The following is a 26166-nucleotide window of genomic DNA, read 5'->3' as shown; positions in this document are numbered from 1 at the left end:
GCGGCCGACCCGCATCCGAAGCCGCCCGAGGACGCATTCCCAACGGTCTTCCGTACACCGATGACCCAGTCAGAGATGAAAAGGAGGATGTCTCGTGGAACAACACATGCGACGGGCGACCCGAGGAGGGATCGCGGTGATCGCGACGGTCGGCATGGTCCTGGCCGCAGGAATCTTCGCCAAAACGGCACCCGTCCACGCCGCCGACACGAATCTCATTGTCAACGGCGGGTTCGAGGGGGGCCTGGCCAACTGGTTCGTCAACAACGGGAACTCCGCCGACGGCGGCCAACTGTCGGTGACCTCGGATGCCTACTCCGGTCAGGGCGCCGCGCTCGTCGCCAGCCGGACCACGACCGGATCCGGTCCGATGCAGGACCTGAGCGGGAAGGTGCAGGCGGGGCAGACCTACGTGCTGACGGCCCGCATCAAGTACGAGAACCCGAGCGGGCCGGCGACCAAGCAGTTCTTCGCCACGATGCACTACGGCGCTGCCACCTACACCAACCTCGTCAGCGTGGTCGCGACAAAGGGCCAGTGGGCGCAGTTCAACGGAACGTTCACGATTCCGGCGACGCAGAACGTCTCGACGGCGCGGCTGTTCTTCGAGACGCCGTGGACGAGCACCCCGTCCTCGGATCCGAACCTGCACCTCATGGATTTCAAGCTCGATGACGTCTCGGTGGTCGGCGCCGCGCCACCGGCGGCGCCGTCGAAGACGATCGAGGTCGTCGGCAAGCTGCCGGGGGAGCACAACCCGTTGATCGGGCACAAGTTCGGTGCCGATGGATTCGGCTTCGTGCACGACGGCCGGGTGTACATGTACCTGACCAATGACACCCAGGGCTACGCTCCCGACCCCGTCACCGGCGTCTCGCCGGGCATCAACTACGGCGACATCAACCAGATCACGGTGATTTCCTCCGCGGACCTGGTGAACTGGACGGATCACGGCGAGATCCAGGTCGCGGGCCCGAACGGGGTGGCGCCGTTCACCGGCAACTCGTGGGCGCCCGGTATGACCAAGAAGGTGGTGAACGGCGAGGAGAAGTTCTTCCTCTACTACGCCAACGGCGGCGGCTCCAGCAACGTGATCACGGGTGGGTCGCCGCTCGGTCCGTGGATCAGCGAGCGTACGAGCACGCTGATCAACGGCAGTACTCCCGGTGCCGAGGATGTCGCGTGGAAGTTCGACCCGGCTCCCTTCGTCGATGACGACGGCCAGCCGTACCTCTACTTCGGCGGTGGTCCCGCGTCGACGAGCATGCCGCCGGCCGAGCGCTTCAACAACCCGAAGAACATCCGGGCGATCGAACTCGGCGACAACATGGTCTCGACCGAGGGATCGGCCGCGGTGGTCGACGCTCCCGTCGCCTTCGAGGCGGGCCACGTCTTCAAGCGCGAGGGCAGGTACTACTTCTCGTACTCCTCGCACTTCGGCGGGAACGACTTCGGCGGCCCGCAGACGCCGCTTCCCGGCTACCCCGGCGGCGGCCAGATCGGGTACATGATTTCCGACGATCCGATGTCCTGGCCGAAGGAGACCTATGCCGGCGTGCTGTTCCCGAACCAGTCACAGTTCTTCGGCGCCGGCACCGGTGGCAACAACCACCAGTCGGTGTTCGAGTTCGAGGGCAAATACTACTTCACCTACCATGCTCCGACGCTGAACAAACGCATCAACGGGAACACCACCCAGGGGTACCGCAGCCCGCACATCCAAGAGCTGACCTTCAACCCGGATGGCACGATCCAGCAGGTCGTCGGCACCTATGCCGGCGTCAACCAGGTCCGGAACTTCGACCCGTACCGTGTCTTCGAGGCCGAGACCTTCGGCTGGAGCAAGGGTGTCTCGACCCGGAAGGTCGACGGCGGCTCCGCTCAGTTCGGCGCCGCGGCGCCGAACCTGGTGGTACGCGACATCGACAACGGCGACTGGACCGCACTGTCGTCGGTGGACTTCGGCGACAACGGCGCCCGGAGCGTGACGGCAAAGGTGCGAGCGCTCGCGGCCGGCGCGCGTATCGAGGTGCGGCTGGATCAGCTCACCGGCCCCGTGGTCGGCACGATTCCGGTCGACACACCGTCCGGCGAATGGGCCGAGGTGACCGCCGAGCTCGACGGCGTGAGCGGCGTGCACGACGTCTACTTCACTTTCGCCGGCCCAACCGGCGTCGACCTCTTCGAGATCGACTCCTGGGCCTTCGAAGCCGCGACGGGCCAGCCCGAACTGCCCGTCACGGTCAGCGCGCAGGCGCGGTGCCTGGGTGGCAGGGCGTACGTGGCGGTGCAGGCTCGCAACGATCATGACGGCTCGGTCGGGATCGGTCTGGAGACCCCATACGGGGAGCGGTCGTTCGAGGGTGTGGCGCCGGGGTCGAACGTGTACCAGTCGTTCAACACGCGAGCCGCCTCCGTGCCGGCCGGGTCGGTGACGGTCCGGGTGACCGGGGCGCTCGGCGGCAGCGACGTGACGACCGTACGCACCGTGCAGCATCCCGCCATCACCTGCGGCGAATAGGCCCACCACGTCCCCTGTCAACCAACGATGACAACGGAGATCACATGAACACAGGTAAACGACGGCAGGTGCTCGCGGCCTGCGCCGTCGGTGCCGCTCTGGCCGGGGCTGCGGTGCTGCCGTCGCCCGCCGTGGCCGAGCCCGGTGACGACGCCGGCGTGCGGGTGACGGTCGACATCGACGAGATCAGGGAACCGGGGGTGCTCGCCCTGTCGATCGCCGGTGACGCCGTCGCGTTGGCCGAGGACGGCTCGACCCTGCTGGTTCGTCAGTTCGTCGGCACGCTGCCGACCGTGACGGTCACCGACACCCGCGTCGCCGACGAGGTGCCCGACGGCGCGAGCTGGGCCGTGCTCGGCAGCGCCACCGACTTCGACGGCGGTTCCGGCCAGGATCCGATCAGCGCCGAACACTTCGGCTGGAAGCCGCGTCTGCTCGACGGCGGTGACACCGGTCTGGTCACCGAGGGCGAAGAGGTCGTGACCGTCCTCGACGAGGAGACCCTGCCCGGCAACAATGTCGGCCTGGTCGACCAGGAACTGCTGGTCTCGGCCTTCGACTCCGAGGCGGTAGCCAGCGACTCGTACTCCGTCAACGCCGACCTGTACCTGCGCACCCCGGCGGACGTCGCCGCCGGTGAGTACAGCTCCACGCTCACGCTCTCCCTGTTCGAGTAGTGGCTCGGCGGGGGCCTGGACCAGGCCCCGCCGGCCTGGGTCGAAGGGCCGCCGTCATGACCGTCACCCCGCTGCGCCGGACGCTCACCATCCTCGCCGCCGCGATCCTCACGATCGCCACCGCGCCAACCGTGGCGGTGGCCGAACCGGACCCGAAAGCCTTGACCTGGACGATCCAGCCGGCCACCCCGAGCGGGCCGGACGAGCGGCGGTGGATCAACACCAGCCTCGACCCGGGAGAGGTCGTGACCGAACACCTGGCGGTACGAAACTTCAGCCGCACCGCCGTCGTCTTCGCGCTGAAGGCCGCCGACGCCTACCTCACCGACAAGGGCCGCTTCAACATGCTGCCGTCCGACCGCCCCTCGGTCGACGGTGGCACCTGGATCGACGTGCAGGGGAAGGTCACCGTCGGCGCCAACGAGACGAAGGTGGTCCCGTTCACCATCACCGTGCCCCGGAGCGCCACGCCGGGTGACCACCCGGCCGGCATCGCCGCGACCGTCACAAGCACCGGAGGTACGGTCAACGTCGAGAGTCGAGTCGGATTCCGCGTCATGGTGCGGGTCAACGGCACCGTTCAGGCGGCCCTGCCCGTCCAGAGCCTCAGTGCCACCTACACCCCGTCGTGGAATCCCTTCGCGGGCGGCACGGTTCGGGTCCGCTACACCGTGACGAACGACGGCAACGCCTGGGTCACCGGAAGGAGCCGGGTAGCGGTCTCCGACATCCTCGGCCTGAGCAGCCACGACGCCACCGGTGACGTCGAGGAACTGCTTCCGGGCGGCAGCCGGGAGGCCAAAATCCGCGTTGATGGCGTCTGGGCGCTGGGACGCCTACGAACAACCGTCACCACGACCCCGACCCTGCTCGGCGACGACCAGGCCGACGCGGACCTCCGGCAGGTTTCCGCCAGCGTCACCACCTGGGCCCTACCGTGGGCCCAGCTCGCGTTGCTGATCCTGTTCGCCGCGCTGCTCCTCGGCCTGCGGGCCACAGCCTGGCGCCGCCGACGGCGGCTGGCCGGGCTGGTCGCCCGCGCTCGGGAGGAGGGTCGGCAGGAGGGTCGGGAGTCCGTGCTCGTCGCGGGTTCACCCTCCGGTGGTGAACCCGGCCAGGGCGACGCTCGCCGGCAACCGGGTACGCGGTGACCTCCGAAGGCATGGATCCTGGGATGTTAACGATAATAAGGGTGCTGTCGGCCTCGCGGGATGCCAGGTTCTGCCGGTGTGCCGGATCCGCTTGATGTGCGGATGCAAAGCCGCTCCTGGCCAGCGGGATCACCTTCGTGAAGAGGTGTGTCGTACTGACTCTCTTGAATGTCAGGGCGACCAGACGTAACATGTATGACACATGTTAGCGCTCACTTTCGTGAGGATCGTGAGGCAGGGTTCGGCGTTTGTCTCCGCTCCGTCCCACCCGTCCCCGGCGAAGCACTCTGGAGGATTCATGTCATCCCTGCGCCTAAGCCGGCGTCACGTACTGGGCGCCGCGGCCGGCGGTGTGCTGGCCTCGGCGACCGGTGCCGAACTCCTCGGCTCGTTCCCGGCGATGGCCGCCGAACTCCCGCCGGCCCGCGCGGACATCGGGGTCTCGGCGTACCCGTTTGCGCTGGGTCAGGTTCGGTTCACCGCCGGGCGGTTCCTGGACAACCAGACCCGCACGTTGAACTACCTGCGATTCGTGGACGTGGAGCGGTTGCTCTACAACTTCCGGGCCAACCACCGGTTGTCGACCAACGGCGCGGTTGCGACCGGCGGCTGGGACGCGCCCACGTTCCCGTTCCGGACCCACATGCAGGGGCACTTCCTGACCGCATGGGCCCAGGCATATGCGGTGCTCGGTGACACGACGTGCCGGGACAAGGCCAACTACATGGTCGCCGAGATGGCCAAGTGCCAGGCGAACAACGGGGCCGCCGGGTTCGGCACGGGCTATCTCTCCGGCTTCCCGGAGTCCGACTTCACCGCCCTTGAGGCGCGCACCCTGAACAACGGCAACGTTCCCTACTACTGCATCCACAAGACGCTGGCAGGGTTGCTCGACGTGTGGCGGTACGTCGGAAACACTCAGGCGCGTACGGTGTTGCTGGCGCTCGCCGGCTGGGTCGACACCCGTACCGCGCGGCTGACCACGAGCCAGATGCAGGCGATGCTGGGCACCGAGTTCGGCGGAATGAACGCCGTGCTGACCGACATCTACCAGCAGACCGGCGACGCTCGCTGGCTCACCGCCGCACAGCGGTTCGACCATGCCGCGGTGTTCAACCCGCTCGCCAACAACCAGGACCAGCTCAGCGGGCTGCACGCGAACACGCAGGTGCCCAAGTGGGTGGGCGCCGCGCGCGAGTACAAGGCCACCGGCACCACCCGCTACCGTGACATCGCCCGCAACGCGTGGAACTTCACCGTCAACGCGCACACGTACGTCATCGGTGGCAACAGTCAGGCCGAGCACTTCCGTCCGCCGAACGCCATCGCGGGATACCTCAGCAGCGACGCCTGCGAACAGTGCAACACCTACAACATGCTGAAGCTGACCCGTGAGCTGTGGCTGCTCGACCCGACCCAGTCGACCTACTTCGACTACTACGAGCGGGCACTGGTCAACCACCTGGTCGGCGCACAGAATCCGGCCGACAGCCACGGCCACATCACCTACTTCACGCCGCTGAACCCCGGCGGTCGCCGGGGGGTGGGTCCGGCCTGGGGTGGTGGCACCTGGAGCACCGACTACACCACGTTCTGGTGCTGCCAGGGTGCCGGTATCGAGACGAACACGAAGCTGATGGACTCCATCTACTTCCACAACGGCACCACGCTCACGGTGAACCTGTTCGTGCCGTCGGTGTTGACCTGGTCGCAACGGGGTATCACGGTCACGCAGAGCACCGCCTATCCGGCCAGCGACACGACGACCCTGACGCTCGGCGGCACGATGAGCGGATCGTGGAGCATCCGGGTACGGATTCCCGGGTGGACCAACGGCGCGACGATCAGCGTCAACGGTCAGGTGCAGAGCGTGGCGACGGGTAGCTATGCCACGATCACCCGGACCTGGGCCGCAGGTGACACGATCACCGTACGTCTGCCCATGCGCGTCATCATGCAGGCGGCGAACGACAATGCCAACGTCCAGGCGATTACCTATGGGCCGGAGGTGCTGTGTGGCAACTACGGCAATTCCACCGTCGGTTCGCTACCCGCGCTGACAGTCTCCTCGATCACCCGGACCAGCGCGAGCGCGCTGACGTTCACCGCGACCGCGAACGGGTCCACCGTCAACCTCGTGCCGTTCCGCGACGCGCACGGTTTCAACTACACCGTCTACTGGAACACCGGCTCGGGTGGCGGCACCGGCAACACCTACAAACTGGTCAACGCGGCGAGCGGCCTGGTGCTCGGGGTGCAGGGCATGTCCACCGCCGACGGCGGTCTGGCCGTGATGTGGGGAGACACCGGGACCGCCGACCACCAGTGGGTCATGGTGGCCGACGGCAATGCTGTTCGTTTCAGAAACGTCAACAGCGGAAAGGTGCTCGGCGTGGAGAACATGTCGACCGCCGACAACGCCGTGGTGTTGCAGTGGTCGGACAACGGTACCGCCGACCATCGTTGGACGCTGACTGACAACGGCGACGGCACTCACAAGATCCGCAACGTCAACAGTGGCAAGGTTCTCGGCGTCCTCAATGGAAACACCGCCTGGGGTGCGCAGGTCGTGCAGGATGCCGACAATGCCAGCTCCGACAACCGCTGGCGCCTCCAGCGCGTCAGCTGAGGTTTGTTGGTGTCAATTTCCGGTGAGGGTCACCCCCAATGATCGACGCCTGCCGTCGATCGTCTCTTGAGGAGGCGGAATGAAGTGGAAGTCGCGATGGTTGTCGGTCCTGAGCCTGGTGGTGGTGGCCGTGGCGGCCACAGTCGTCGGGACGCACTCGCCACGATCGGCGTGGGCACTCAACAACGGTGTCGCTCGTACTCCACCGATGGGCTGGAACACCTGGAACACGTTCGGCTGCAACATCAACGAGACGTTGATCAGGCAGATGGCAGACACCATGGTAACCAACGGAATGCGCGATCTCGGCTACCGATACGTTGTGGTCGATGACTGCTGGTTCGACCCCAACCGGGACTCACAAGGCAATCTGCAGGCCCATCCGAGTCGCTTCCCGAGCGGAATGAAAGCGTTGGGTGACTATCTGCACGCCCGTGGCCTGCTGTTCGGCATCTACCAGTCGCCCATGGACCAGACCTGCGCCCAGTACTTCGACGCCTTCCCCGGCTCGACCGGGAGCCTCGGCCACGAGGTCCAGGATGCCCGGCAGTTCGCCGCGTGGGGCGTGGATTACCTGAAGTACGACTGGTGTTCGCCCGCTGGATCGATAAACGACCAGGTTGTGGCGTTCGCGAAGATGCGCGACGCGTTGGCCGCGAGCGGTCGACCGATCGTCTACAGCATCAACTCGAACAGCATCCACGAGAAGACCGGGCCGATGCGCAACTGGGGCGATGTGGCCAACCTGTGGCGTACCACCGAGGACATCACCAACACGTGGAACAGCGGACAGACGAACGGATACCCGATGGGAATCCAGAACATTGTCAACGTCAACGTCCCACTGTCCTCGTACGCCGGGCCCGGGTCGTTCAACGATCCCGACATGCTCGAGGTGGGTCGGGGCGGCATGACCGACACCGAGATGCGCAGCCACTTCGCCCTCTGGGCGATCATGGCGGCGCCCCTGATGGCCGGGAACGACCTGCGCTCCGCCGACTCGGCCACCCTGACGATCCTGCGCAACCAGCACCTCATCGCCATCAACCAGGACTCCCTCGCCCTCCAGGCGGTGCAGGTGTCGAACGACCAGACCAGGCGTGTGCTGGCCAAACGGCTTTCCAACGGGGACGTCGCGGTGGCCCTGTTCAACCAGGGCAGCTCCACCACGACCGTCTCCACGACGGCGGCGACGGTCGGCAAGACCGGCAACTCGTTCAGCCTGCACGACGCGTGGACGAACGCGACCACCACCACGTCCAGCACGATCTCCGCCAACGTCCCCGCCCACGGGACGGTGGTCTACCGGGTGAGCGGTGGCGGTACGGTCGAGCCACCGCCGACATTCCGACTGCGCGGCGAATCGTCCGGCCGGTGTCTCGACGTGAATTCGGGGTCGTCGACGAACGGGACCCCGACGGTGATCTGGGACTGCCACAACAATGGCAACCAGATGTTCAGCCAGAGCGGTCAGACTCTCCAGGTCCTCGGCAAGTGTCTGGACATCCCGGTGAGCGCGACCGCCGGCACGCAGGTACAGATCTGGGACTGCAACGGCGGCACCAACCAGCAGTGGAGTCTCAACGGCAACGGCACGATAAGCAGCGTGCGGGCGCCGACCCTTTGCCTCGACGTGAGCGGAGCCGCCACCACCAACGGCACAGCCGTGATCGTCTGGAACTGCCACACCGGCGCGAACCAGCGGTGGTCCCGGACATGACGACACCTGTGCGGGGTTCGACGTCGCGTCTCCCCTCGGCGCCGCGGGTGCCGTCCCTACGATCGGCTTGGAGATAGGCATGCCGAAGGTGACACGAAGGAATGTGCTCAGGGCAGGGGCCGTGGGGACCGGAGCCGCGTTGCTGCCGGCCGCCTGGAGCGCCACCGCCAGGGCCGGCTCGGTGCCGCCGCCGCAGGTGCTCGCCGCGGGCGATATGGCGCTGTGGTACGACGAGGAGGCCGGCACCGACTGGCTTCGCGCGCTGCCGATTGGCAACGGGCGCCTCGGCGCCATGGTGTTCGGCAACGTCAACACCGAGCGGCTACAGCTCAACGAGGACACCATCTGGGCCGGCGGCCCGTACGACTCCGCCAACGGCCGGGGCGCGGCCACCCTGGCCGAGATCCGGCGCCAGGTCTTCGCGGACCAGTGGACCCAGGCGCAGGACCTGGTCAATCAGACCATGATGGGAACCCCGGGCGGGCAGCTCGCCTACCAGCCCGTGGGCAACCTTCGGTTGGCTTTCGGCTCCTCCGGCGGCGTGTCACAGTACAACCGGACGCTCGACCTCACCACCGCCACCGTCACCACAACGTACGTGCTCAACGGTGTTCGGTATCAGCGTGAGGTGTTCGCCAGCGCACCCGACCAGGTGATCGTGATCCGGCTGACCGCCGACCGGACCGGCTCGATCACGTTCAACGCCACCTTCGACAGTCCTCAACGGACGGCCATGTCGAGCCCGGACGCCGCGACCATCGCCGTCGACGGCGTCTCCGGCAACATGGAGGGTGTCAACGGCTCGGTACGGTTCCTCGCCCTGGCCAATGCTGTCGCAACCGGCGGCACGGTCAGCAGTTCCGGCGGCACGCTGCGGGTGGCCGGTGCCACGAGCGTGACCCTGCTGATCTCGATCGGCTCCAGCTACGTGAACTACCGCACCGTCAACGGCGACTACCAGGGCACCGCACGTGCCCGCCTCGGTGCCGCCCGAAACGTGGGCCTCGATCAGCTGCGTAGTCGCCACCTCGCCGACTACCAGGGGCTGTTCAACCGGGTGACCATCAACCTGGGCCGCACAGCCGCGGCCGACCAGCCGACCGACGTACGGATCGCGCAACACGCGAGCACCGACGACCCACAGTTCTCCGCCCTACTGTTCCAGTTCGGGCGATATCTGCTGATCTCCTCATCGCGGGCGGGCACTCAACCGGCGAACCTGCAGGGCATCTGGAACGAGTCGATGGCTCCGCCCTGGGACTCGAAGTACACCATCAACGCCAACCTGCCGATGAACTACTGGCCCGCTGACACCACGAACCTGGCCGAGTGCATGCTCCCCGTCTTTGACATGGTCAAGGACCTGTCCGTGACCGGGGCGCGGGTCGCCCAGGCCCAGTACGGAGCCGGCGGCTGGGTCACCCACCACAACACGGACGGATGGCGTGGTGCCTCGGTCGTCGACGGGGCCCTGTGGGGAATGTGGCAGACCGGCGGCGCATGGCTGGCCACCCTCATCTGGGAGCACTACCTGTTCAACGGGAACGTGGATCTTCTCCGGTCCAACTACGCGGCTCTGAAGGGCGCCGCCCAGTTCTTCCTCGACACCCTGGTCACCCATCCGACGCTCGGATACCTGGTCACGAACCCGTCGAACTCGCCGGAACTCGCTCACCACGCGAACGTCAGCGTATGCGCGGGCCCGACGATGGACAACCAGATCCTGCGCGACCTGTTCGAGGCCGCAGCCAGAGCCAGCGAGGTTCTCGGCGTCGACACCGCATTCCGATCGCAGGTGCGCACGGCGAGGGACCGGCTCCCGCCGATGCGCGTCGGCTCTCGCGGCAACATCCAGGAGTGGCTCGCCGACTGGATCGAGCCGGAGCGGACCCACCGCCACATCTCCCACCTGTACGGGCTGCACCCCAGCAACCAGATCACCAGGCGCGGAACGCCCCAGTTGTACGAGGCCGCGCGCCGGACGCTGGAGCTACGCGGCGACGACGGAACCGGATGGTCCCTCGCCTGGAAGATCAACTATTGGGCCCGGATGGAGGAAGCCGCCCGCGCCCACAAGCTCATCCGGGATCTGGTACGAACCGATCGGCTCGCGCCGAACATGTTCGACCTGCACCCACCGTTCCAGATTGACGGCAACTTCGGCGCTACCTCCGGTATCACCGAAATGCTGCTACAGAGCCACAACGGCGAGTTGCACGTGCTGCCCGCGTTGCCGACCGCGTGGCCCGCGGGGCAGGTCGCAGGACTGCGAGGTCGAGGCGGATACACCATCGGCATGACCTGGACCAACGGTCAGGCCAACGAGATCCGGGTACGGGCGGACCGCGACGGCGTGGTGAAGCTCAGGGCTCGGCTCCTCACGGGAAGCTTCACACTCGTCGACGTCACCGACGGCAGCACACCGGCCACCACGCGACCTGAGGCAGATGTCGTCCAACTCAACGTCCGCGCCGGCCACACCTACCGCGTGGCGCGGACCAGCGTGTCACCGTCACCGACCCTCACCAGCACTCCCTCGCCGTCCGGCGCGCGGGCGGTGTACACGGTGACGAACTCGTGGTCGGGCGGCTTCCAGGGCGAGGTCACCGTGACCGCCGGCTCGGCCCCGATCCGCGGCTGGACCGTGTCCTGGGCCTTTCCCAACGGACAGGTCATCAGCCAGATGTGGAGCGGCTCGTACACGCAGAGCGGGGCGAACGTGACGGTGGCGAACGTCGACTACAACGGGTCGTTGCCCGCAGGTGGATCCGCCACCCTCGGCTTTGTCGCCACCGCAAACGGAACCAACAGCCCACCGACCAACCTCACCTGCACGACGAGCTGATTCGGTACGACGGCTCTTCAGGCTCCGCTGGACCGAACCTGCGTGCAGAGCATCTCGGCGCCTATCGCGGTCTCGACTGTTCGACCGAGCCATCTCGTCCCAGTCCGCCGGGTGGGCCGGAGCCGCCGGCCCCACCCGGTACGGTCACCGGCCGGTGGTACGCCGAACCGCCGGCCGGTGACCATCCCGTACCCGTACCCGTCGGCGGTCGTCGCGCCCGGGGCGGCGACCGGGAGCAGTGCGCGCCTGCTCCACCTCGCGCGGCCGATGTCTCCCGTCGCGCCCGCGCGGGCAGCAGCGGGTGCGCGGCTGACCGGCGCGTGAGCGGCGTGACGTGCCCGGTCGCGTGTGACCAAGGCGGTCGACGTCACCCACTAACCGGAACGTCGCGCCGTAAGACTCTCGCAATGGCTATGGCCATTTCCGCCGGTGCCGTCGCCGTATTCTCGACGAATGTTGAAACGGGTCTTCCGGTCACCGCTCGCCTGGGCCGGTGTGGTGCTTCTCGGCATCTTGGCGGCGTTCGGCCTCTACTGGTTCCAGCCGTGGAAGCTGGTCACGGACACCTATGTCGATGACGCCCTACCCGTTGGGCTGGCGACAACGAAGGCCGCACCCGGCCCATCCGGCACGGCCACGGCTGCTCCGGCGTCCGGCGCGCCAGCAGGGAACCAGGTACTGGCCGCAGGGGTCTTCATCACGCACGAGCACGCGACGACGGGGCGCGCGGAGATCGTCCGTCAGCCCGAGGGCCCGAACCTGCTCGTGCTGCACGACCTCGACACGTCGAATGGGCCGGACCTGAGAGTCTGGCTGACCGATCAACGGGTGGTCGCGGGTACGGCAGGCTGGCGGTTGTTCGACGATGGCGAGTGGTTCGAGGTGGCGCGACTCAAGGGCAATCGAGGTGACCAGGTGTACGAGCTGCCGCCGTCGATCGATCCGGCGGACTTCCGCAGCGTCTCGATCTGGTGCAAACGCTTCGCGGTCTCGTTCGGGGCGGCGGAACTGAAGACCGCCTGACCCGCGACCAGCCCGCTGACCCGTACGAGGCGCTCGTCAATGTCGACGGGGCAGACCGCCGAGAGTCGGACGACAAGAACGGCAACCGTCGGCGGTGTGTGTGCACCTTCACCCGGCCGCCCCGTGATGTCACCAATGGCGAACCAGGACCAATAGCCGTATTCGTCGCTCCGCCCCGGCCGCTACGCCGACACCGTGGGGGCGGGTCGGCGCAACGCGGGATTTCAGCCCGGGCCACATTGTCGTCTCCGCTGCCGTGGTCGCCGGCTACGCTCTGGTCCTACAACTGACCCGTGGATGGCCTGAGATGGGGTGCGCGGCGGTCCTTCGACTATGCATGGCGGCGGCGGCGGGAGCGGGCCAGAGCCAGCACAGCGATGGCCGTGCCGATCAGTCCCAACGCTACGGCTATGACAGCTCCGGCCAGGCCGTTGCCAGTTCCGAGGCCGCCGGCGGAGTTGGCCGCGTGCAGGCCGCCGACGACAGCGCCGATCAGCCCTGCAACCAGAGCAAGGACAGTCCTGACGCGCCCGTTGCCGGTACGACTGGGGCGTGTCAGCGCCAGCCCACCGATCACCACGCTGGCCAGCCCGACCACGGCGGCTGCGGTGGGCACGAGCCGCCCGGAGCCGAGCTCGTATCCGGCGGCCGAGACGTAGCTGGCCGGCGGCGCGACGAGCGTGTGCAGGATAGACATGGGGGCGTCCCTTCGATCGAGTCGGTCGTCTTGTCGACGGAGACGATCGTCGCGTTTCGCGGGCAGAGGCGTCCTCGGCCGGCAAGCGGCAGCGGATACGCAGTTCGGGGTAGTCGGCTCGCGCGGGATCGCGCTGCTCGACGTATGAGCCGCCCGGCTGCAAGCCGTAGGATCGCGGCATGCGGGACCGCGTCACGTCGTTCCGATTGCCGGCCTGGGCGCAGGACCTGCTGGTGGCGCTATTCATCACCGTGATGCAGGTCCAGGGCACCGTCTCGCGTACCCATGGAGATCCAGGATCCATGGTGCGGCCTCTGGCTGATCTCGGGCATCTCGGATATCTGCTGTTGATCGTGGGCGGCGTTGTCGTGGCCGTGCGCCGCCGCTGGCCCGTCGCCGTGTTCGCGGTGACCGCGCTTGCCAGCATGGTCTACTACGCCCTCGACTTCCCGGACGGGCCCGGGTGGCTCGGACTGTTCGTGGCCATCTACACGCTGACCGCCCTCGGCGACGGACGGCGTTCGCCGGTGATGGCCGGTGTGGGGATCGCCGCGCTGGCCGCCTGCTGGCTGATCGCCGCGGCCGACATTGAGCCACGAGCCGCCATCGGCTGGGTGTTCTTCCGGATCGGCGCCTCGGTGATGAGCGCGGCCCTCGGGGATAGTGTCCGTTCCCGGCGGGTCATCGCTGCCGAGGCGGTGGAGCGCGCCGAGCTGGCGGAGCGGACTCGTGAGCAGGAGACCCGCGCGCGGGTAGACGAGGAACGACTCCGGATCGCGCGGGAGGTCCACGACACGGTCGCGCATGCGATCGCCGTCATCAACATCCAGGCCGGTGTCACCGCGCATGTACTCGACCAGCGACCGGAGCGGGCACGCGACGCCCTGGAGGCTATCGAGCAGACCAGCTCGCGGGCGTTGCAGGAGATGAGGGCCATCCTCGGGGTACTGCGCGATGCTGACGACGGCCGTGTCCCGCATCCCGGGCTCGGGCAGATCGGCGAGCTTGCCACCCAGGGCCGCGAAGCCGGCCTCGACGTGGAGCTGCGAGTGGCCTCGTCACCGTCGCCGGTGCCGAGCGCGGTGGGCAGCGCTCTGTACCGGATCCTGCAGGAGTCGATCACCAATGTGATTCGCCATGTCGGACCGACCCGAGTCACGGTCGCATTGGACTACGGCGCCGACTCGGTGGAAATGCGCGTGACCGACGACGGTCCACATCAGGGTCCGGAAGCTGAGGAAGCCGCCCCTCGCCACCCGGGCAGCGGGATTCTGGGAATGCGGGAGCGTTGTCACCTGCTGGGCGGGGATCTCGACGCCGGTCCACGTGCGGGCGGGGGCTTCGCAGTCACCGCCCGGCTGCCGCTGGCCTCGAACGGAACGGCGAGCGTATGAGCACCACGACAGGCGCATGCAACGATGATGCCCCGATCAGAGTGCTTCTCGTCGATGACGAGCAGCTGGTGCGATCCGGCTTCCGGCTCCTGCTCGACATTGAGGACGACATCACGGTGGTGGGGGAGGCCACCACCGGCGCCCAGGCCGTGGAGCGGGCCCGAGCCACGCGCCCGGATGTCGTGCTCATGGACATCCGCATGCCGAAGATGGACGGCATCCAGGCCACCCGAGCGATCACGGCCGCGAACGAGCTGCGGAATGTTCGCATCCTCATCCTGACCACGTACGACACCGATGCCTACGTTTTCGAGGGCCTGCAAGCCGGAGCCAGCGGGTTCCTACTCAAGGACGCCGGCCCGGCCGAACTCCTGCACGGCATCCGCGTGGTCGCCGCCGGAGACGCGCTGCTCGCGCCGCGTATCACCCGCCGCCTCATCGCCCAGTTCACCGCCCGGAGGACTGCCGACGAGGTCGCCGAAAAGCGGCTCTCCGTCCTCACCGCACGAGAACGTGAGGTCCTGGCGCTCGTCGGTCAGGGCATGAGCAATGACGAGATCGGCGCCGCGCTGTTTCTCAGTCCGGCCACCGCCCGCACCCACGTCAGCCATGCCATGGTGAAACTCGGTGCGCGCGACCGCGCGCAACTGGTCGTCATCGCCTACCGGACCGGGCTCGTCACCCCATAGCCTCGCGACCGGCTCAGACCGGCACCGGCTACATGCCCTGGCCGCCGTCCATCCTCGGTTCAAGGCGCCACACCGCGCCGAGCTGGCCGTCGTGGCCGTCCTGGTGCTCGAAAGCCGTCCGGCTCGGGCCATCCCCGCCGTCGGGCTGGCCGGATGCCCGGTCCTGGCCCTCGTCCTGCCAATCTCCTCGCCCTGCGCAGCGCAGCGCCGACAAACGTCGCCGAGCCCTCACCGCCAACGCCGATCCGCAAAGCGGCATCGGTGTCTACGAAACCGCGATGAGCGTTCCACCAACCGTGCCGGGCCATCACCGCCCGAAACGCCACCAACGCCGCTCTCGTCACACAACGGAACCGGACCGGGTTCCGTGCCCTTCTCTGCTCGGCACAGCGATCCCCGCCCTGCGGCGCAAGATGTTCGGGCAGTCAATCTAATTGGCGACACGCCGACCGAGTACACCAAGGTCTGCCCGTCAAGGACACCTGGTACGCATGCCTGGCGCCTCTCGGGCGCGGCGCTGTCGAAGAATCGATAGCGCGGCTTAGGTTGATCACCATTCCCTGTGATGTGGAATGAATTGCCATACCTTGACCTCCATCTTTCGATCGGTATAGAGGATTCGACATCTGTCTTTTGCCGCCATCATTGAGTAATCTCTTCTCAATCGGTCACCGTCGATCTCTCGTCGTGGGCGAGTGGACGAACGAGTGCCGATCGAAGGGAGGGGAGAATGAGTCTCCCGAGAAGATCTTTTGTGGTGGGCGCCGCCGCGATGCTGCTACTGACGGCGGCCGCGCCGGCGGTGGCGGCCGAACCGGAGGGTGTCATCCGTAGTGCCGGCGGTGCCACGGCTGTCGCCGACAGCTACATCGTGGTGTTCAAGGAGAGCGCGGTGAGTCGGGCGCAGGTCGGCACCACGGCCAGCGCGTTGGCCGACAGGCACGACGGAGCGGTCGCCAGGACGTACTCCGCCGCGCTGCGCGGCTTCGAGATCACGGCCGGAGCCAAGGCGGCGGCCAGGATCGCCGCGCACCCCGACGTCGCGTACGTCGAGCAGAACCACACGGTCCGGATCTCCGGCACGCAGCCGAACCCCCCGTCGTGGGGTCTGGACCGTGTCGACCAGCGCAACCTACCGCTCGACAGCTCGTACACCTACCCGAACACGGCGACCAACGTGCACGCGTACATCATCGACACGGGCATCCTGTTTTCCCACAACGACTTCGGCGGCCGGGCCACCAGCGGCTTCGACGCGGTCGACGGCGGCTCCGCCGACGACTGCAACGGGCACGGTACGCACGTCGCCGGCACCGTCGGCGGCTCCTCCTACGGCCTGGCCAAGGGCGTGCAGTTGGTCGGCGTACGGGTGCTCAACTGCTCCGGCAGCGGCACCAACGCCGGTGTGATCGGCGGCGTCGACTGGGTCACCGCGAACGCGATCAAGCCGGCCGTGGCGAACATGAGCCTCGGCGGCGGCGCGAACGCCTCGCTCGACACGGCGGTCCGCAACTCGATCAACTCGGGCGTGACCTACGGTCTCGCCGCAGGCAACGACAACGGCGCCAACGCCTGCAACACCTCGCCGGCCCGGACGGCAGAGGCGATCACGGTCGGCTCGACCACCAGCACCGACGCCCGGTCGTCCTTCTCCAACATCGGTACCTGCCTGGACATCTTCGCGCCTGGCTCGTCGATCACGTCGGCCTGGTACACCAGCAACACCGCGACCAACACGATCAGCGGCACCTCGATGGCCACCCCGCACGTGGTCGGCGCCGCCGCCCTGGTCGCCTCCGCCAACCCCACCTGGACCCCGCAGCAGGTCCGGGACTATCTGTTCAACAACGCCACCAACAACGTGGTGACCAATCCCGGAACCGGCTCGCCGAACAAGCTGCTCTATGTGGTCAACGACGGCACGCCGCCGGCCAACGATTTCTCGGTCGGTGTCTCGCCGACGGCCGGTTCGACCGCGCCGGGCGGCTCGGTCAGTGCCACCGTGAGTACCGCGACCACCAGCGGCTCGGCGCAGTCGGTGAGCCTCTCGGCGAGCGGCCTGCCGAGCGGCGCCACCGCCTCGTTCAGTCCGGCCACGGTCACCTCGGGCGGCTCGTCCGCGCTCACCATCGCCACCTCGGCGAGCACGCCTTCCGGCACCTACAGCGTCAGCGTCACCGGCACTGGCACCGCGGGTACGCGCAGCGCCACGTACTCGTTGACGGTGACCGGCTCGGGTGGCGGCGGTTGCTCGGGCACGAACGGCACCGATGTGGCGATTCCGGACAGCAACACGGCGGTGACCAGCAGCATCGTCATCGCCGGCTGCAACCGTAGCGCCTCCTCGGCGTCCACGGTGGCGGTGAACATCGTGCACACCTTCCGCGGCGATCTGATCATCGACCTGGTAGCCCCGGACGGTACGGCCTACCGGCTGAAGAACCAGAGCTTCTTCGACGGCGCCGACAACGTCAACACCACCTACACCGCGAATCTCTCCAGCGAGGCGGCGAACGGCACCTGGCTGCTCCGGGTGCGAGACGTCTTCGCCGGTGACACCGGCTACATCAACACCTGGACCCTTACCCTCTGAGACGTGACAAAGGGCCCCTCCCGCTCCGATTTCCGGTGGCGGGAGGGGCCCTTCCCGTGGGTCAGTTGGTGTCGACGATCATGCCGGCGGCGACGGTGCGGTTGGTGGTCTCGTCGATGAGGATGAAACCGCCGGTGGTGCGGTTGCGCCGGTACTCGTCGGCAAGGAGGGGGACGGTGGTGCGGAGGCGGATCCGGCCGATCTCGTTGAGTCCGAGTTCGGTGGCGGTCTCGTCGCGGTGCAGGGAGTTCACGTCGAGGCGGTAGTGCAGTTCGCGGATGACGGTTCGGGCGGTACGGGTGGTGTGTTTGATGGCGTACTTGGCGCCGGGGCGCAGCGGGGTGCTCTCGTCCATCCAGCAGATCATCGCCTCGATGTCCTGGGCGACGGCGGGGGCGTTGTTCGGCCGGCAGATCATGTCGCCGCGGGAGATGTCGATCTCGTCGGTGAGCCGGACGGTGACCGACATCGGGGGGAACGCCTCGGCGACGGGTCCGTCGGCGGTCTCGATGCCGGCGATCCTGCTGGTGAACCCGGACGGGAGGACCATCACCTCGTCACCCGGCTTGAGTACGCCGGAGGCGACCTGTCCGGCGTACCCGCGGTAGTCGGTGATGGTGGTCGACTGGGGGCGGATCACGTACTGGACCGGGAACCGTACGTCGACCAGGTTCCGGTCGGAGGCGATGTGCACCCGTTCCAGGTGGTGCAGCAGCGACGGGCCCTCGTACCAGGGGGTGTGTTCGGACCGGGTGACGATGTTGTCGCCGCGCAACGCGGAGATCGGGACCACGGTCAGGTCGGGGGCTTCGAGTTTCGCGGCGAAGGCGGTGAACTCGTCGGAGATCCGCTCGAAGACGTCCTGGGACCAGTCGACCAGGTCCATCTTGTTCACGCACAGCACCAGGTGCGGGACCCGCAGCAGGGAGCAGAGGAACGCGTGCCGGCGGGACTGCTCGACCAGACCCTTGCGGGCGTCGACCAGGATCAGCGCCAGGTCGGCGGTCGAGGCCCCGGTGACCATGTTCCTGGTGTACTGGATGTGCCCGGGGGTGTCGGCGATGATGAACTTCCGCCTCGGCGTGGCGAAGTACCGGTACGCCACGTCGATGGTGATGCCCTGCTCCCGCTCCGCCCGCAGGCCGTCGGTCAGCAACGCCAGGTTCGTGTACTCGTCCCCACGCGCGGCGGAGACCGCCTCGACCGCCGCCAACTGGTCGGTGAACAGCGACTTCGTGTCGTAGAGCAGCCGGCCGATCAGGGTCGACTTACCGTCGTCGACACTGCCCGCCGTCGCGAAACGCAACAGGTCCATCGCCCGACCCTCGACCGGCCCGGTCTCGGTGACGGTGACCGCCGTGGTGCTCATCAGAAGTAGCCTTCCCGTTTGCGGTCTTCCATCGCGGCCTCACTGACCCGGTCGTCGCCACGGGTCGCCCCACGCTCGGTGATCCGGGTCGCGGCGACCTCCTCGATCACCAACTCCACGGTGTCGGCGACCGACCGGACCGCGGCGGTGCACGAGGCGTCACCGACCGTCCGGTACCGCACCAGGGTCACGAACGGCTCCTCGGCGCCACGGGGCGCGATGAACTCGTTCACCGCGTACAGCATCCCGTCCCGCTCGATCACCTCACGCTCGTGCGCGTAGTAGATCGACGGCAACGACAACTGTTCCCTGGCGATGTAGTGCCAGATGTCGAGCTCGGTCCAGTTCGACAACGGGAACACCCGGATCGACTCACCCGGATGATGACGCCCGTTGTACAACGACCACAACTCCGGCCGCTGGTTCTTCGGATCCCACTGCCCGAAATCGTCCCGGAACGAGAACACCCGCTCCTTCGCCCGAGCCTTCTCCTCGTCCCGACGCGCACCCCCGAACAACGCATCGAACCGGTACTTCTCCACCGCCGCCAACAACACCGGCGTCTGGATCCGGTTCCGCATCCCGTCGGCGGACTCCCGCACGAGGCCGGACTCCAACGCCTCCGGCACACTCGCCACCACCAACTGCAAACCCAACTCCGCCACCCGCCGGTCCCGGTAGTCGAGAACCTCGGCGAAGTTGTGCCCGGTGTCGACGTGCATCACCGGAAACGGGATCCGCGCCGGCGCGAACGCCTTCTGCGCCAACCGCAACATCACGATCGAGTCCTTGCCACCCGAGAACAGCAACACCGGGCGTTCCAACTCGGCCACCACCTCACGCATGACGAAGATGCTCTCCGCCTCGAGCGCATCCAGATGCGACACCCGGTACGCCGCCGGACTGGTCATGTCCACCGTGTCCATCGCGGGTCAGCCGACTGCCGTGGCCGTTGCCGGCACGAGGGTCAGGTGTTGCCGCAGCGCTGCGAGCAGCGGTGCGGCCAGCTCCGGCTGGCAGACCACCAGGTCCGGCAACCGGGGATCGGCCTCGTTGTATTTCAACGCAGAACCATCGATTCGGGAAGCGTGCAGCCCCGTGGCCGTCGCCACAGCCACCGGCGCGGCCGAGTCCCACTCGTACTGCCCGCCCGCGTGCACGTACGCGTCGACCTCACCACTGATCACCGCCGCGATCTTCGCCCCGGCCGACCCCATCGGCACCAACTCCGCACCGACCTCGTCCGCCAACTCGCTGAGGAACGCCGGCGGCCGACTCCGACTCGCCGCCAACCGGATCGTCCGACCGCTGACCGTCGTCGGCCGGGGTGGGGGTGTCGCGGTGCCGAGGGTACGGTGCTGGGCGGGCAGGGCGATGGCGCCCGCAATGAGACGGTGCTCCGTAGCCGCGTTCCGTTGCCAGAGTGCGACATGTACCGCCCAGTCCGTCCGGCCCGGCTCGGAGAACTCACGGGTTCCGTCCAACGGATCGATGATCCACACCCGGTCGGCGCCCAGCCGGTCCGGCGCGGGTCCGGCCGTACCCGTGGCCCATGCCTGCCGGGCGCCGTCGTCCTCCTCCGAGAGCACGGCGTCGGCGCTCCTGCACCGGGCCAGTTCATCGCGCAGCAGTTGGTGCGACGCCCGGTCACCCGCGCGCTTCAACGCGGCCGGGTCGTCGTGACCGTGCTCCGCGCGTACGCGCAGCAGCAGCCGGCCGGCCCGGTCGGCCAACCAGGCGGCGAACGCACCATCAGACGCGGGGGCTTCGGACCTGGGGGGTTCCAGCACGTTCATCGACGAGCACCTCCGGTAGACGCGTGGATCGTGCCGTTCACTGGACGGCACGCCGACTGAAGCTTCGTACGCTGGTGAACGTGACCATCGCGGCCACGCCGGCCAGGACCAGGAGACAGACCCAGGCCGGTATGTGTGCGACGCCGGGCAACATGGCCCCCCGTACGCCCTCGGAGACGTAGGTCATCGGGTTGAGGGCGGTGACCGTCTGGAACCAGGGCATCGAGGAGAGCCGTGGCCACGGGTAGTGGATGCAACCGGTCCAGATGATCGGGGTCACGACCAGCGAGAACGTGATGTTGATCCGTTGGATGGGCAGAATCGTCGCCAGCGTCATGCCGATGCCGCCCCCGATCCATCCGCCGAGCAGGACCGTCAGCAGGACCATCGGCAGCCGTTCGGGCTGCAACGGGGCTGAGCCGACCATCAGTGCACCCAGCGGGTAGATGAGGGCCGCGGCGATAAGGCCGCGCAGCATCGCGACCACGAGCTTGCCGACCGCGACCAGGTTTGTCGACAGCGGGGCGAGCAGCCGGTCCTCGATTTCCCGGGTGAAGCCGAACTCCTTGACCAGTGGCAGCGCGACGCTCTGCAGCGCGGTGGTGAGCGCGGCGAGCGCGATGATGCCGGGCAGGAACAGGTCGGCGAAGTTCCGGTCGACGATGCCCTGCCCGCCGAGCACCTTGACGAAGACGAAGAGCATGAACAGCGGGGTGAGGCCGACCTGGACCAGGATGACCCAGAGTTCCTTGCCGGTGACCAGCAGGTCCCGGCGCAGGATGGCCAGGAAGACCCGGTGGGCGCCGGGTCTCACGGGCGCCGCCGTGGTGCTCGTTGCCGCTACCGGCGGGGCGTCGAGGTCGGTCACCGTGGATCCCTTCCGGTCAGTCCGATGAAGACGTCTTCGAGGCTCGGCTCGGCGATGTGTACGTCGGTGAGGGTCGCCGACCGCGTGGTCAGGATGGTGAGAGCCGGCCCGAGCACAGTGGCGGGGTCGGTGGCGAGATGCAGCCGGATCCTGACGCGCTGGCGCCCACCGGGGTCGGGGGTGAGCGTGGCGACCGCCCGCTCCCGTCGGGCCAGCGCGGCCAGTGCAGCAGCCGGCACACCCGCGCCGAGCGCCGCGCCGCCGCCCAGGCCGAGGCCGGAGCGAAGGTTGGCGGCCCCGGCGCCGGGCGGCGACGCCACGGCGAGCCGTTCACCCTTGCGTACGCCGGAGACCTCGGTAAGTGCACGCAGAAGCTCGTCCGGTTCGTCGAGCACGGCCGGGGTGACCGTCAGATCGAGGATCGATCGTCCGGCGAGCCCTTTGACCAGGTTGCCCGGCGTGTCCAGGGTGAGCAGCCGACCGTGGTCGACGATGCCGACGCGGTCGACCAGGGCGGCGGCCGCGTTCATCTGGTGCGTGGTCAGCACGATGGTCACGCCGCGCCCGCGCATCTCGCGGATCCGGCCCCAGATCAGCCGCCGGGACTGCGGGTCCAGACCGTTGGTGGGCTCGTCGAGGAAGAGCACCGCCGGCTCGTGGATCAGCGCACGAGCGATCATCAGCCGTTGCACCATCCCGCCCGAGTACGCCTCGATCCGCTTGTCGGCCCGATCCGTCAGGCCGAAACGGTCCAGCAGTACGTCGGCCCGGGCCTTGCGGTCGGCGCGCCCGACACCGTGGTATGCGGCGTGGTACAGCAGGTTCTGTCGTGGCGTCAGCGACCGGTCCAGGTTGTTGTGCTGGGGCACGACGGCCAACTGGGCACGGGCCGCGACCGGGTCGCCGACCACGTCGACCCCACCGACCAGCGCCCGGCCCGCAGACGCCCGCAGCCGGGTGGTGAGGATGCCGATGGTGGTCGACTTGCCGGCGCCGTTCGGTCCCAGCAGCCCGAAGATCTCGCCGGGGGCCACGGTGAAGGACAGCCCGTCCACGGCTGCGGTCGTGCTTGCGGGATAGCGTTTGACGAGGTCGGCGACCTCGACCGCGGGCGGGCTGCCACCACTGCTGGGCATCTGCTGCTCCCTGTCCTGAACTGTGGGGTGGATGGGCGCCGGTTCGGTCAGCCGCCGGTTCGGGGATGTGCGTCGAAGAAACGCCAGATGGTCTCGGTCGCGTCCAGCGCGGTCGAGGGTGGATCCAGGCCGAGTAGGCGTTGCGCCGCCGGTTCGGGGCCGGCGGCACCGGGCCACTGGTGGCCCGCGTCGTCGACGGTGACCAACTCGACCGCCCGTCCCCCGGGACAGGTGGCGACCGAGGTGCTGACCGGGCCCGAGGCGGTGGTCGCCGGAGCGCCGCAACCGCCGGTCGTACGCCACTGGCCGAGCAGGTCGGGGGTGGGCGGACCGTCGATCTTGACCGGATTACGCCCGGTCCCGTCGTTGTCCCGCTTGCCCGGACCACCGCCGAACGGCACTGTCTGATCCGCCGTCCCGTGGATGTGGATCACGGAGGTCGGTGCCGGTGACGGGCACGGGCCGAGTTGGGTCGCGGCCACCGGCCCGATCGCGGCGAACAGCTTCGTGTCGCACGCCAGTCGGTATGCGAGCATTCCGCCGTTGGAGATCCCGGTGGCGTAGATCCGGTTGCGGTCCACCGCAAGCCGGTCGGCCACGGTGGAGACCAGTTGCTGGATGAAGGCCACGTCGTCCACGCCGTCGCGGGCCGGTGGGCCGCAGCAGTCCGGGCTCACCGCCCAGGAACGGCTCACCCCGTCCGGGTACGCGACGACAAAGCCCTCCCGGTCCGCCTCGGTGTTCCAGCCGTACGAGTTTTCCGCCTGGGCGCCTGTGCCGAGGGCACCGTGCAGCATGACCACGAGCGGCACCGCGGTCGACCGGGTGAGGTTCGCCGGCTGGTAGAGGCGGAAGTCGCGCTCCTGCCCGTCGACCACGAGGGTGTGCGCCGAGGAGCCGCTCGGCATCGTGGACACCGGCCCGACCTCGTGCTGCTCCGGGTCGTCCCGGAACAGCCCGCAACCGGCCAGCAGGGTGAGCGCTCCGACGAGCGGAACGACCGTGAGCAGGTGCCGCCACCGGGTGCGCGGTCCCGCATGACCTATCCAAGATCTACAGATTTCCATCATATTCGCACCATGACATAGTGATGTTCGGGATATGTAAGGATCCGAGGTGTTTGGAGTATCCGTGTGGCCGGCCCCGCCCGTGGCTGCCCACGATGCACGGGCGGGGCCAACCGGCTAACAGCGCTGCATACTCAGCCGGATCAGTTCCCAGCCGCCCTCGGGGACGTCGTCATCCGGGTCCGTACGCAGGTTCATCGGATTGGCCATGCCCAGGTAGAGGGTCGACCCGTCGGCGACCATGTTGCGGATCCCGTAGTTCAGGTAGTTGCCGAGCCCACTGTTGTCCACCACCGTGGCCGGCTTGCTGGTCGAGTCGAAGACGAACAGGTCACCGCCGTAGACCGGTGCCGGCGGGGGGTCGTCGGCCAGCACGGAGGCGTCGCCGAACTCGGCCGCGGCCGGGCCGGTGACACCCAACACCCGGGCGGTGTCCTGGCCCAGGTCCTTGGAGATGTAGCTCCAGTCCATGGTGCCCACGTAGAGTTTCCCGCCCGCCACCGCCATTTTCCACGTGTAGTTGTTGTACGGGTTGCCCATGCCCGACGGGCCGTACAGCGGGGTGTAGCCGGTCGGCGCGGCGGCCCACGCGCCCGCGCCACCGTTACCGGCCGGGTCGTACGCGGGCAGTTGGGGTGCGCCGTACAGCAGGTCCACCCGCTGGTGGCGGTCGCCGAAGCTCTTACCGCGGAAGATGCTGATCGCCCGCTGGGTGCCGCGTACCGAGGCGCGCAGCGCGGCCTCGTTCGCCGGTGGGTAGGTCGCGATGTGCACCGTGGTCGCCTTCATCGGCACGTGCATCGTGCCCCAGTAGAGGTAACCGTTGAACGAGGCCAGTCCACCCAGGGCGTAGGTGCGGGCGACGACCGGATCGGGCTCGTACCCGTCCACCGACCAGACCTGGGCCCAGCTGTCGGCGTCGGCCGGGGTGAGGCCGCGTTCCCCGTGCGACAGCTTCGGGCTCATCCACACCCCGGCGACCCCGGACAGCGGCTCGTCGGTCGTGCCGGGTACCGCGGCTGCCAGGGCGTCGTCACCGGAACCCGTCCAGGTGGTGACGAAGATCCGTCCGTCGTGCACGGTGAGGTCCGCCGCCTGGGCCGGCAGGTTCGCGACCTCGACGAAGCTGAACGGGTTGCTCCGAGAGCCGGTCCAGCGCAGCACGTGCCCCCGGTTGCCGCCGTTCGCGCCCACCCCGACACCCGCGTAGAGCGCGCCGTCGGCCACCACGAAGTGGCGGATGTTGCCGTACGCCGGGAGGTTGACCGAGCCGAGGAAGGCTCCGGTGTGGGTGTCGAAGGCGAACAGGTTGATGCTCTCGCCCAGGGCGGGCCCACCGAGGAACGCCACGCCCTGATGGGTGCCGGCGGAGCGGATTCCAGCGGTCGTGCTCAGCCGGTTGGCGTCGGTGGTGGAGGCGTTCTTGACCGCGTCGGTCTTCTCCGTCAACCGCCGCGAACGCTTGTCGTACGTGTACAGCCGGGGCGGGCGATGGTCGCCGAGGGTGGCGGGCAGGGTCGGGTTGCGTTTCGCGATCTGGCTCTCGCCGTACTCGCAGACCCAGTCATCGTTCAGGTTCGGCGTCGTGTTGCGCAGGTTGCGCCCGCTGGTCAGGCAGTTGACGTTCGCGCCGGTGCCGAACCACAGGCTCTGCTCGGTCTGGGTCATGCCCCACAGGTAGGACTGGTTCACCTTCGACTGCCCGGTCGCGCAGGGGGGACCGGTCGGATAGGCCACACCGACACCGGCGAAGCACTCGTCCGGGGTGCCCTTTCCGATCAGCTTCCGCTCGTACGTCGGCTGGTGTCCGGCCGTACCCGGTGCGTCCGTCCCGATCGGGGCGGCGGTGACCGGCGACGGCGCCGCCAGCACGTACAGCAGTCCCAGTACGGCGGCCGCGGCGAGCGGTCGCCGGCCCGACATCCGGAATGGTTTCACCAATGGTTCCTCTCGTTCGACGGAGTCACGACGTTCGGTGGGGTCAGGTATGC

General features: G+C 68.1%; 19 protein-coding genes. 10 read left to right on the top strand and 9 right to left on the bottom strand.

The annotated features are described in order from the left end of the window. Window positions 1-94: 94 nt before the first annotated feature. The 4 genes from OIE47_RS37550 to OIE47_RS37535 all read left to right on the top strand — a co-directional run bounded on the left by OIE47_RS37550 (window position 95) and on the right by OIE47_RS37535 (window position 6978). Window positions 95-2521 (top strand): family 43 glycosylhydrolase, encoded by a 2427-nt coding sequence (locus OIE47_RS37550; RefSeq protein WP_326559310.1) that lies wholly within the window; start codon window positions 95-97, stop codon window positions 2519-2521. 44 nt (window positions 2522-2565) lie between these two features. Continuing rightward, window positions 2566-3198 (top strand): hypothetical protein, encoded by a 633-nt coding sequence (locus OIE47_RS37545; protein WP_326559309.1) that lies wholly within the window; start codon window positions 2566-2568, stop codon window positions 3196-3198. Between the two features lie 56 nt (window positions 3199-3254). Next, window positions 3255-4349 carry a COG1470 family protein gene (locus OIE47_RS37540; protein WP_326559308.1) on the top strand — a complete coding sequence of 365 codons (1095 nt, stop codon included), beginning with the start codon at window positions 3255-3257 and terminating at the stop codon, window positions 4347-4349. Window positions 4350-4647: 298 nt separating this feature from the next. After that, entirely contained in the window at window positions 4648-6978 is a 2331-nt protein-coding gene (locus tag OIE47_RS37535) for a beta-L-arabinofuranosidase domain-containing protein (RefSeq protein WP_326559307.1), read from the top strand. 12 nt (window positions 6979-6990) lie between these two features. On the opposite strand, the gene OIE47_RS37530 is transcribed toward OIE47_RS37535, so the two are convergent. Further along, window positions 6991-7260: a hypothetical protein gene (locus tag OIE47_RS37530; RefSeq protein WP_326563352.1), complete on the bottom strand. Its 270-nt coding sequence runs from the start codon at window positions 7258-7260 to the stop codon at window positions 6991-6993. Between OIE47_RS37530 and OIE47_RS37525 the strand changes: the two genes are divergently transcribed. From OIE47_RS37525 to OIE47_RS37515, 3 genes are all read left to right on the top strand, one after another. Next, the gene (locus OIE47_RS37525) at window positions 7187-8698 is read left to right on the top strand and encodes a glycoside hydrolase family 27 protein (protein ID WP_326563345.1); all 1512 of its coding nucleotides are present in this window, start codon (window positions 7187-7189) and stop codon (window positions 8696-8698) included. The two genes, OIE47_RS37530 and OIE47_RS37525, sit on opposite strands and share 74 nt — an antisense overlap. Window positions 8699-8777: 79 nt before the next feature. After that, complete coding sequence (locus tag OIE47_RS37520; protein ID WP_326559306.1) at window positions 8778-11543, top strand: glycosyl hydrolase family 95 catalytic domain-containing protein; 2766 nt, start codon at window positions 8778-8780, stop codon at window positions 11541-11543. A gap of 453 nt (window positions 11544-11996) precedes the next feature. Continuing rightward, window positions 11997-12566 carry a DM13 domain-containing protein gene (locus tag OIE47_RS37515; protein WP_326559305.1) on the top strand — a complete coding sequence of 190 codons (570 nt, stop codon included), beginning with the start codon at window positions 11997-11999 and terminating at the stop codon, window positions 12564-12566. Between the two features lie 331 nt (window positions 12567-12897). Here the strand turns inward: OIE47_RS37515 and OIE47_RS37510 are convergent, their stop codons facing one another. After that, window positions 12898-13263 carry a DUF6223 family protein gene (locus OIE47_RS37510; protein ID WP_326559304.1) on the bottom strand — a complete coding sequence of 122 codons (366 nt, stop codon included), beginning with the start codon at window positions 13261-13263 and terminating at the stop codon, window positions 12898-12900. 179 nt (window positions 13264-13442) lie between these two features. Between OIE47_RS37510 and OIE47_RS37505 the strand changes: the two genes are divergently transcribed. From OIE47_RS37505 to OIE47_RS37495, 3 genes are all read left to right on the top strand, one after another. After that, window positions 13443-14657, top strand: coding sequence for a sensor histidine kinase (locus OIE47_RS37505; protein WP_326559303.1), 1215 nt, complete (start codon window positions 13443-13445; stop codon window positions 14655-14657). Further along, the gene (locus OIE47_RS37500; RefSeq protein ID WP_326559302.1) at window positions 14654-15346 is read left to right on the top strand and encodes a response regulator transcription factor; all 693 of its coding nucleotides are present in this window, start codon (window positions 14654-14656) and stop codon (window positions 15344-15346) included. Before OIE47_RS37505 ends, OIE47_RS37500 begins: the two co-directional genes overlap by 4 nt. Before the next feature lie 730 nt (window positions 15347-16076). Then, entirely contained in the window at window positions 16077-17939 is a 1863-nt protein-coding gene (locus OIE47_RS37495) for a S8 family peptidase (RefSeq protein WP_326559301.1), read from the top strand. Between the two features lie 61 nt (window positions 17940-18000). Here OIE47_RS37495 and OIE47_RS37490 read toward each other — a convergent pair whose 3' ends face one another. The 7 genes from OIE47_RS37490 to OIE47_RS37460 form a co-directional block, all read right to left on the bottom strand. After that, window positions 18001-19308, bottom strand: coding sequence for a sulfate adenylyltransferase subunit 1 (locus OIE47_RS37490; protein WP_326559300.1), 1308 nt, complete (start codon window positions 19306-19308; stop codon window positions 18001-18003). Then, window positions 19308-20219, bottom strand: a complete 912-nt coding sequence (cysD, locus tag OIE47_RS37485; RefSeq protein WP_326563344.1) for a sulfate adenylyltransferase subunit CysD — start codon at window positions 20217-20219, stop codon at window positions 19308-19310. The genes OIE47_RS37490 and cysD overlap by 1 nt, the downstream gene beginning before the upstream one ends. Before the next feature lie 21 nt (window positions 20220-20240). Next, entirely contained in the window at window positions 20241-21104 is an 864-nt protein-coding gene (locus OIE47_RS37480) for a 3'(2'),5'-bisphosphate nucleotidase CysQ (protein ID WP_326559299.1), read from the bottom strand. A gap of 37 nt (window positions 21105-21141) precedes the next feature. Then, window positions 21142-21972, bottom strand: coding sequence for an ABC transporter permease (locus tag OIE47_RS37475; RefSeq protein ID WP_326559298.1), 831 nt, complete (start codon window positions 21970-21972; stop codon window positions 21142-21144). Next, window positions 21969-23108, bottom strand: a complete 1140-nt coding sequence (locus OIE47_RS37470) for an ABC transporter ATP-binding protein (RefSeq protein WP_326559297.1) — start codon at window positions 23106-23108, stop codon at window positions 21969-21971. The genes OIE47_RS37475 and OIE47_RS37470 overlap by 4 nt, the downstream gene beginning before the upstream one ends. A gap of 47 nt (window positions 23109-23155) precedes the next feature. Then, on the bottom strand, window positions 23156-24178 hold the full coding sequence (locus OIE47_RS37465) for an extracellular catalytic domain type 1 short-chain-length polyhydroxyalkanoate depolymerase (RefSeq protein WP_326559296.1): 1023 nt from the start codon (window positions 24176-24178) through the stop codon (window positions 23156-23158). A gap of 114 nt (window positions 24179-24292) precedes the next feature. After that, entirely contained in the window at window positions 24293-26113 is a 1821-nt protein-coding gene (locus OIE47_RS37460) for a hypothetical protein (RefSeq protein ID WP_326559295.1), read from the bottom strand. Window positions 26114-26166: the final 53 nt, after the last annotated feature.

This window comes from Micromonospora sp. NBC_01796, from assembly GCF_035917455.1.
Taxonomy (GTDB): domain Bacteria; phylum Actinomycetota; class Actinomycetes; order Mycobacteriales; family Micromonosporaceae; genus Micromonospora_G.
Note: the sequence above shows the minus strand (reverse complement) of the source record. Positions and strands in the feature narration are given on the sequence as shown.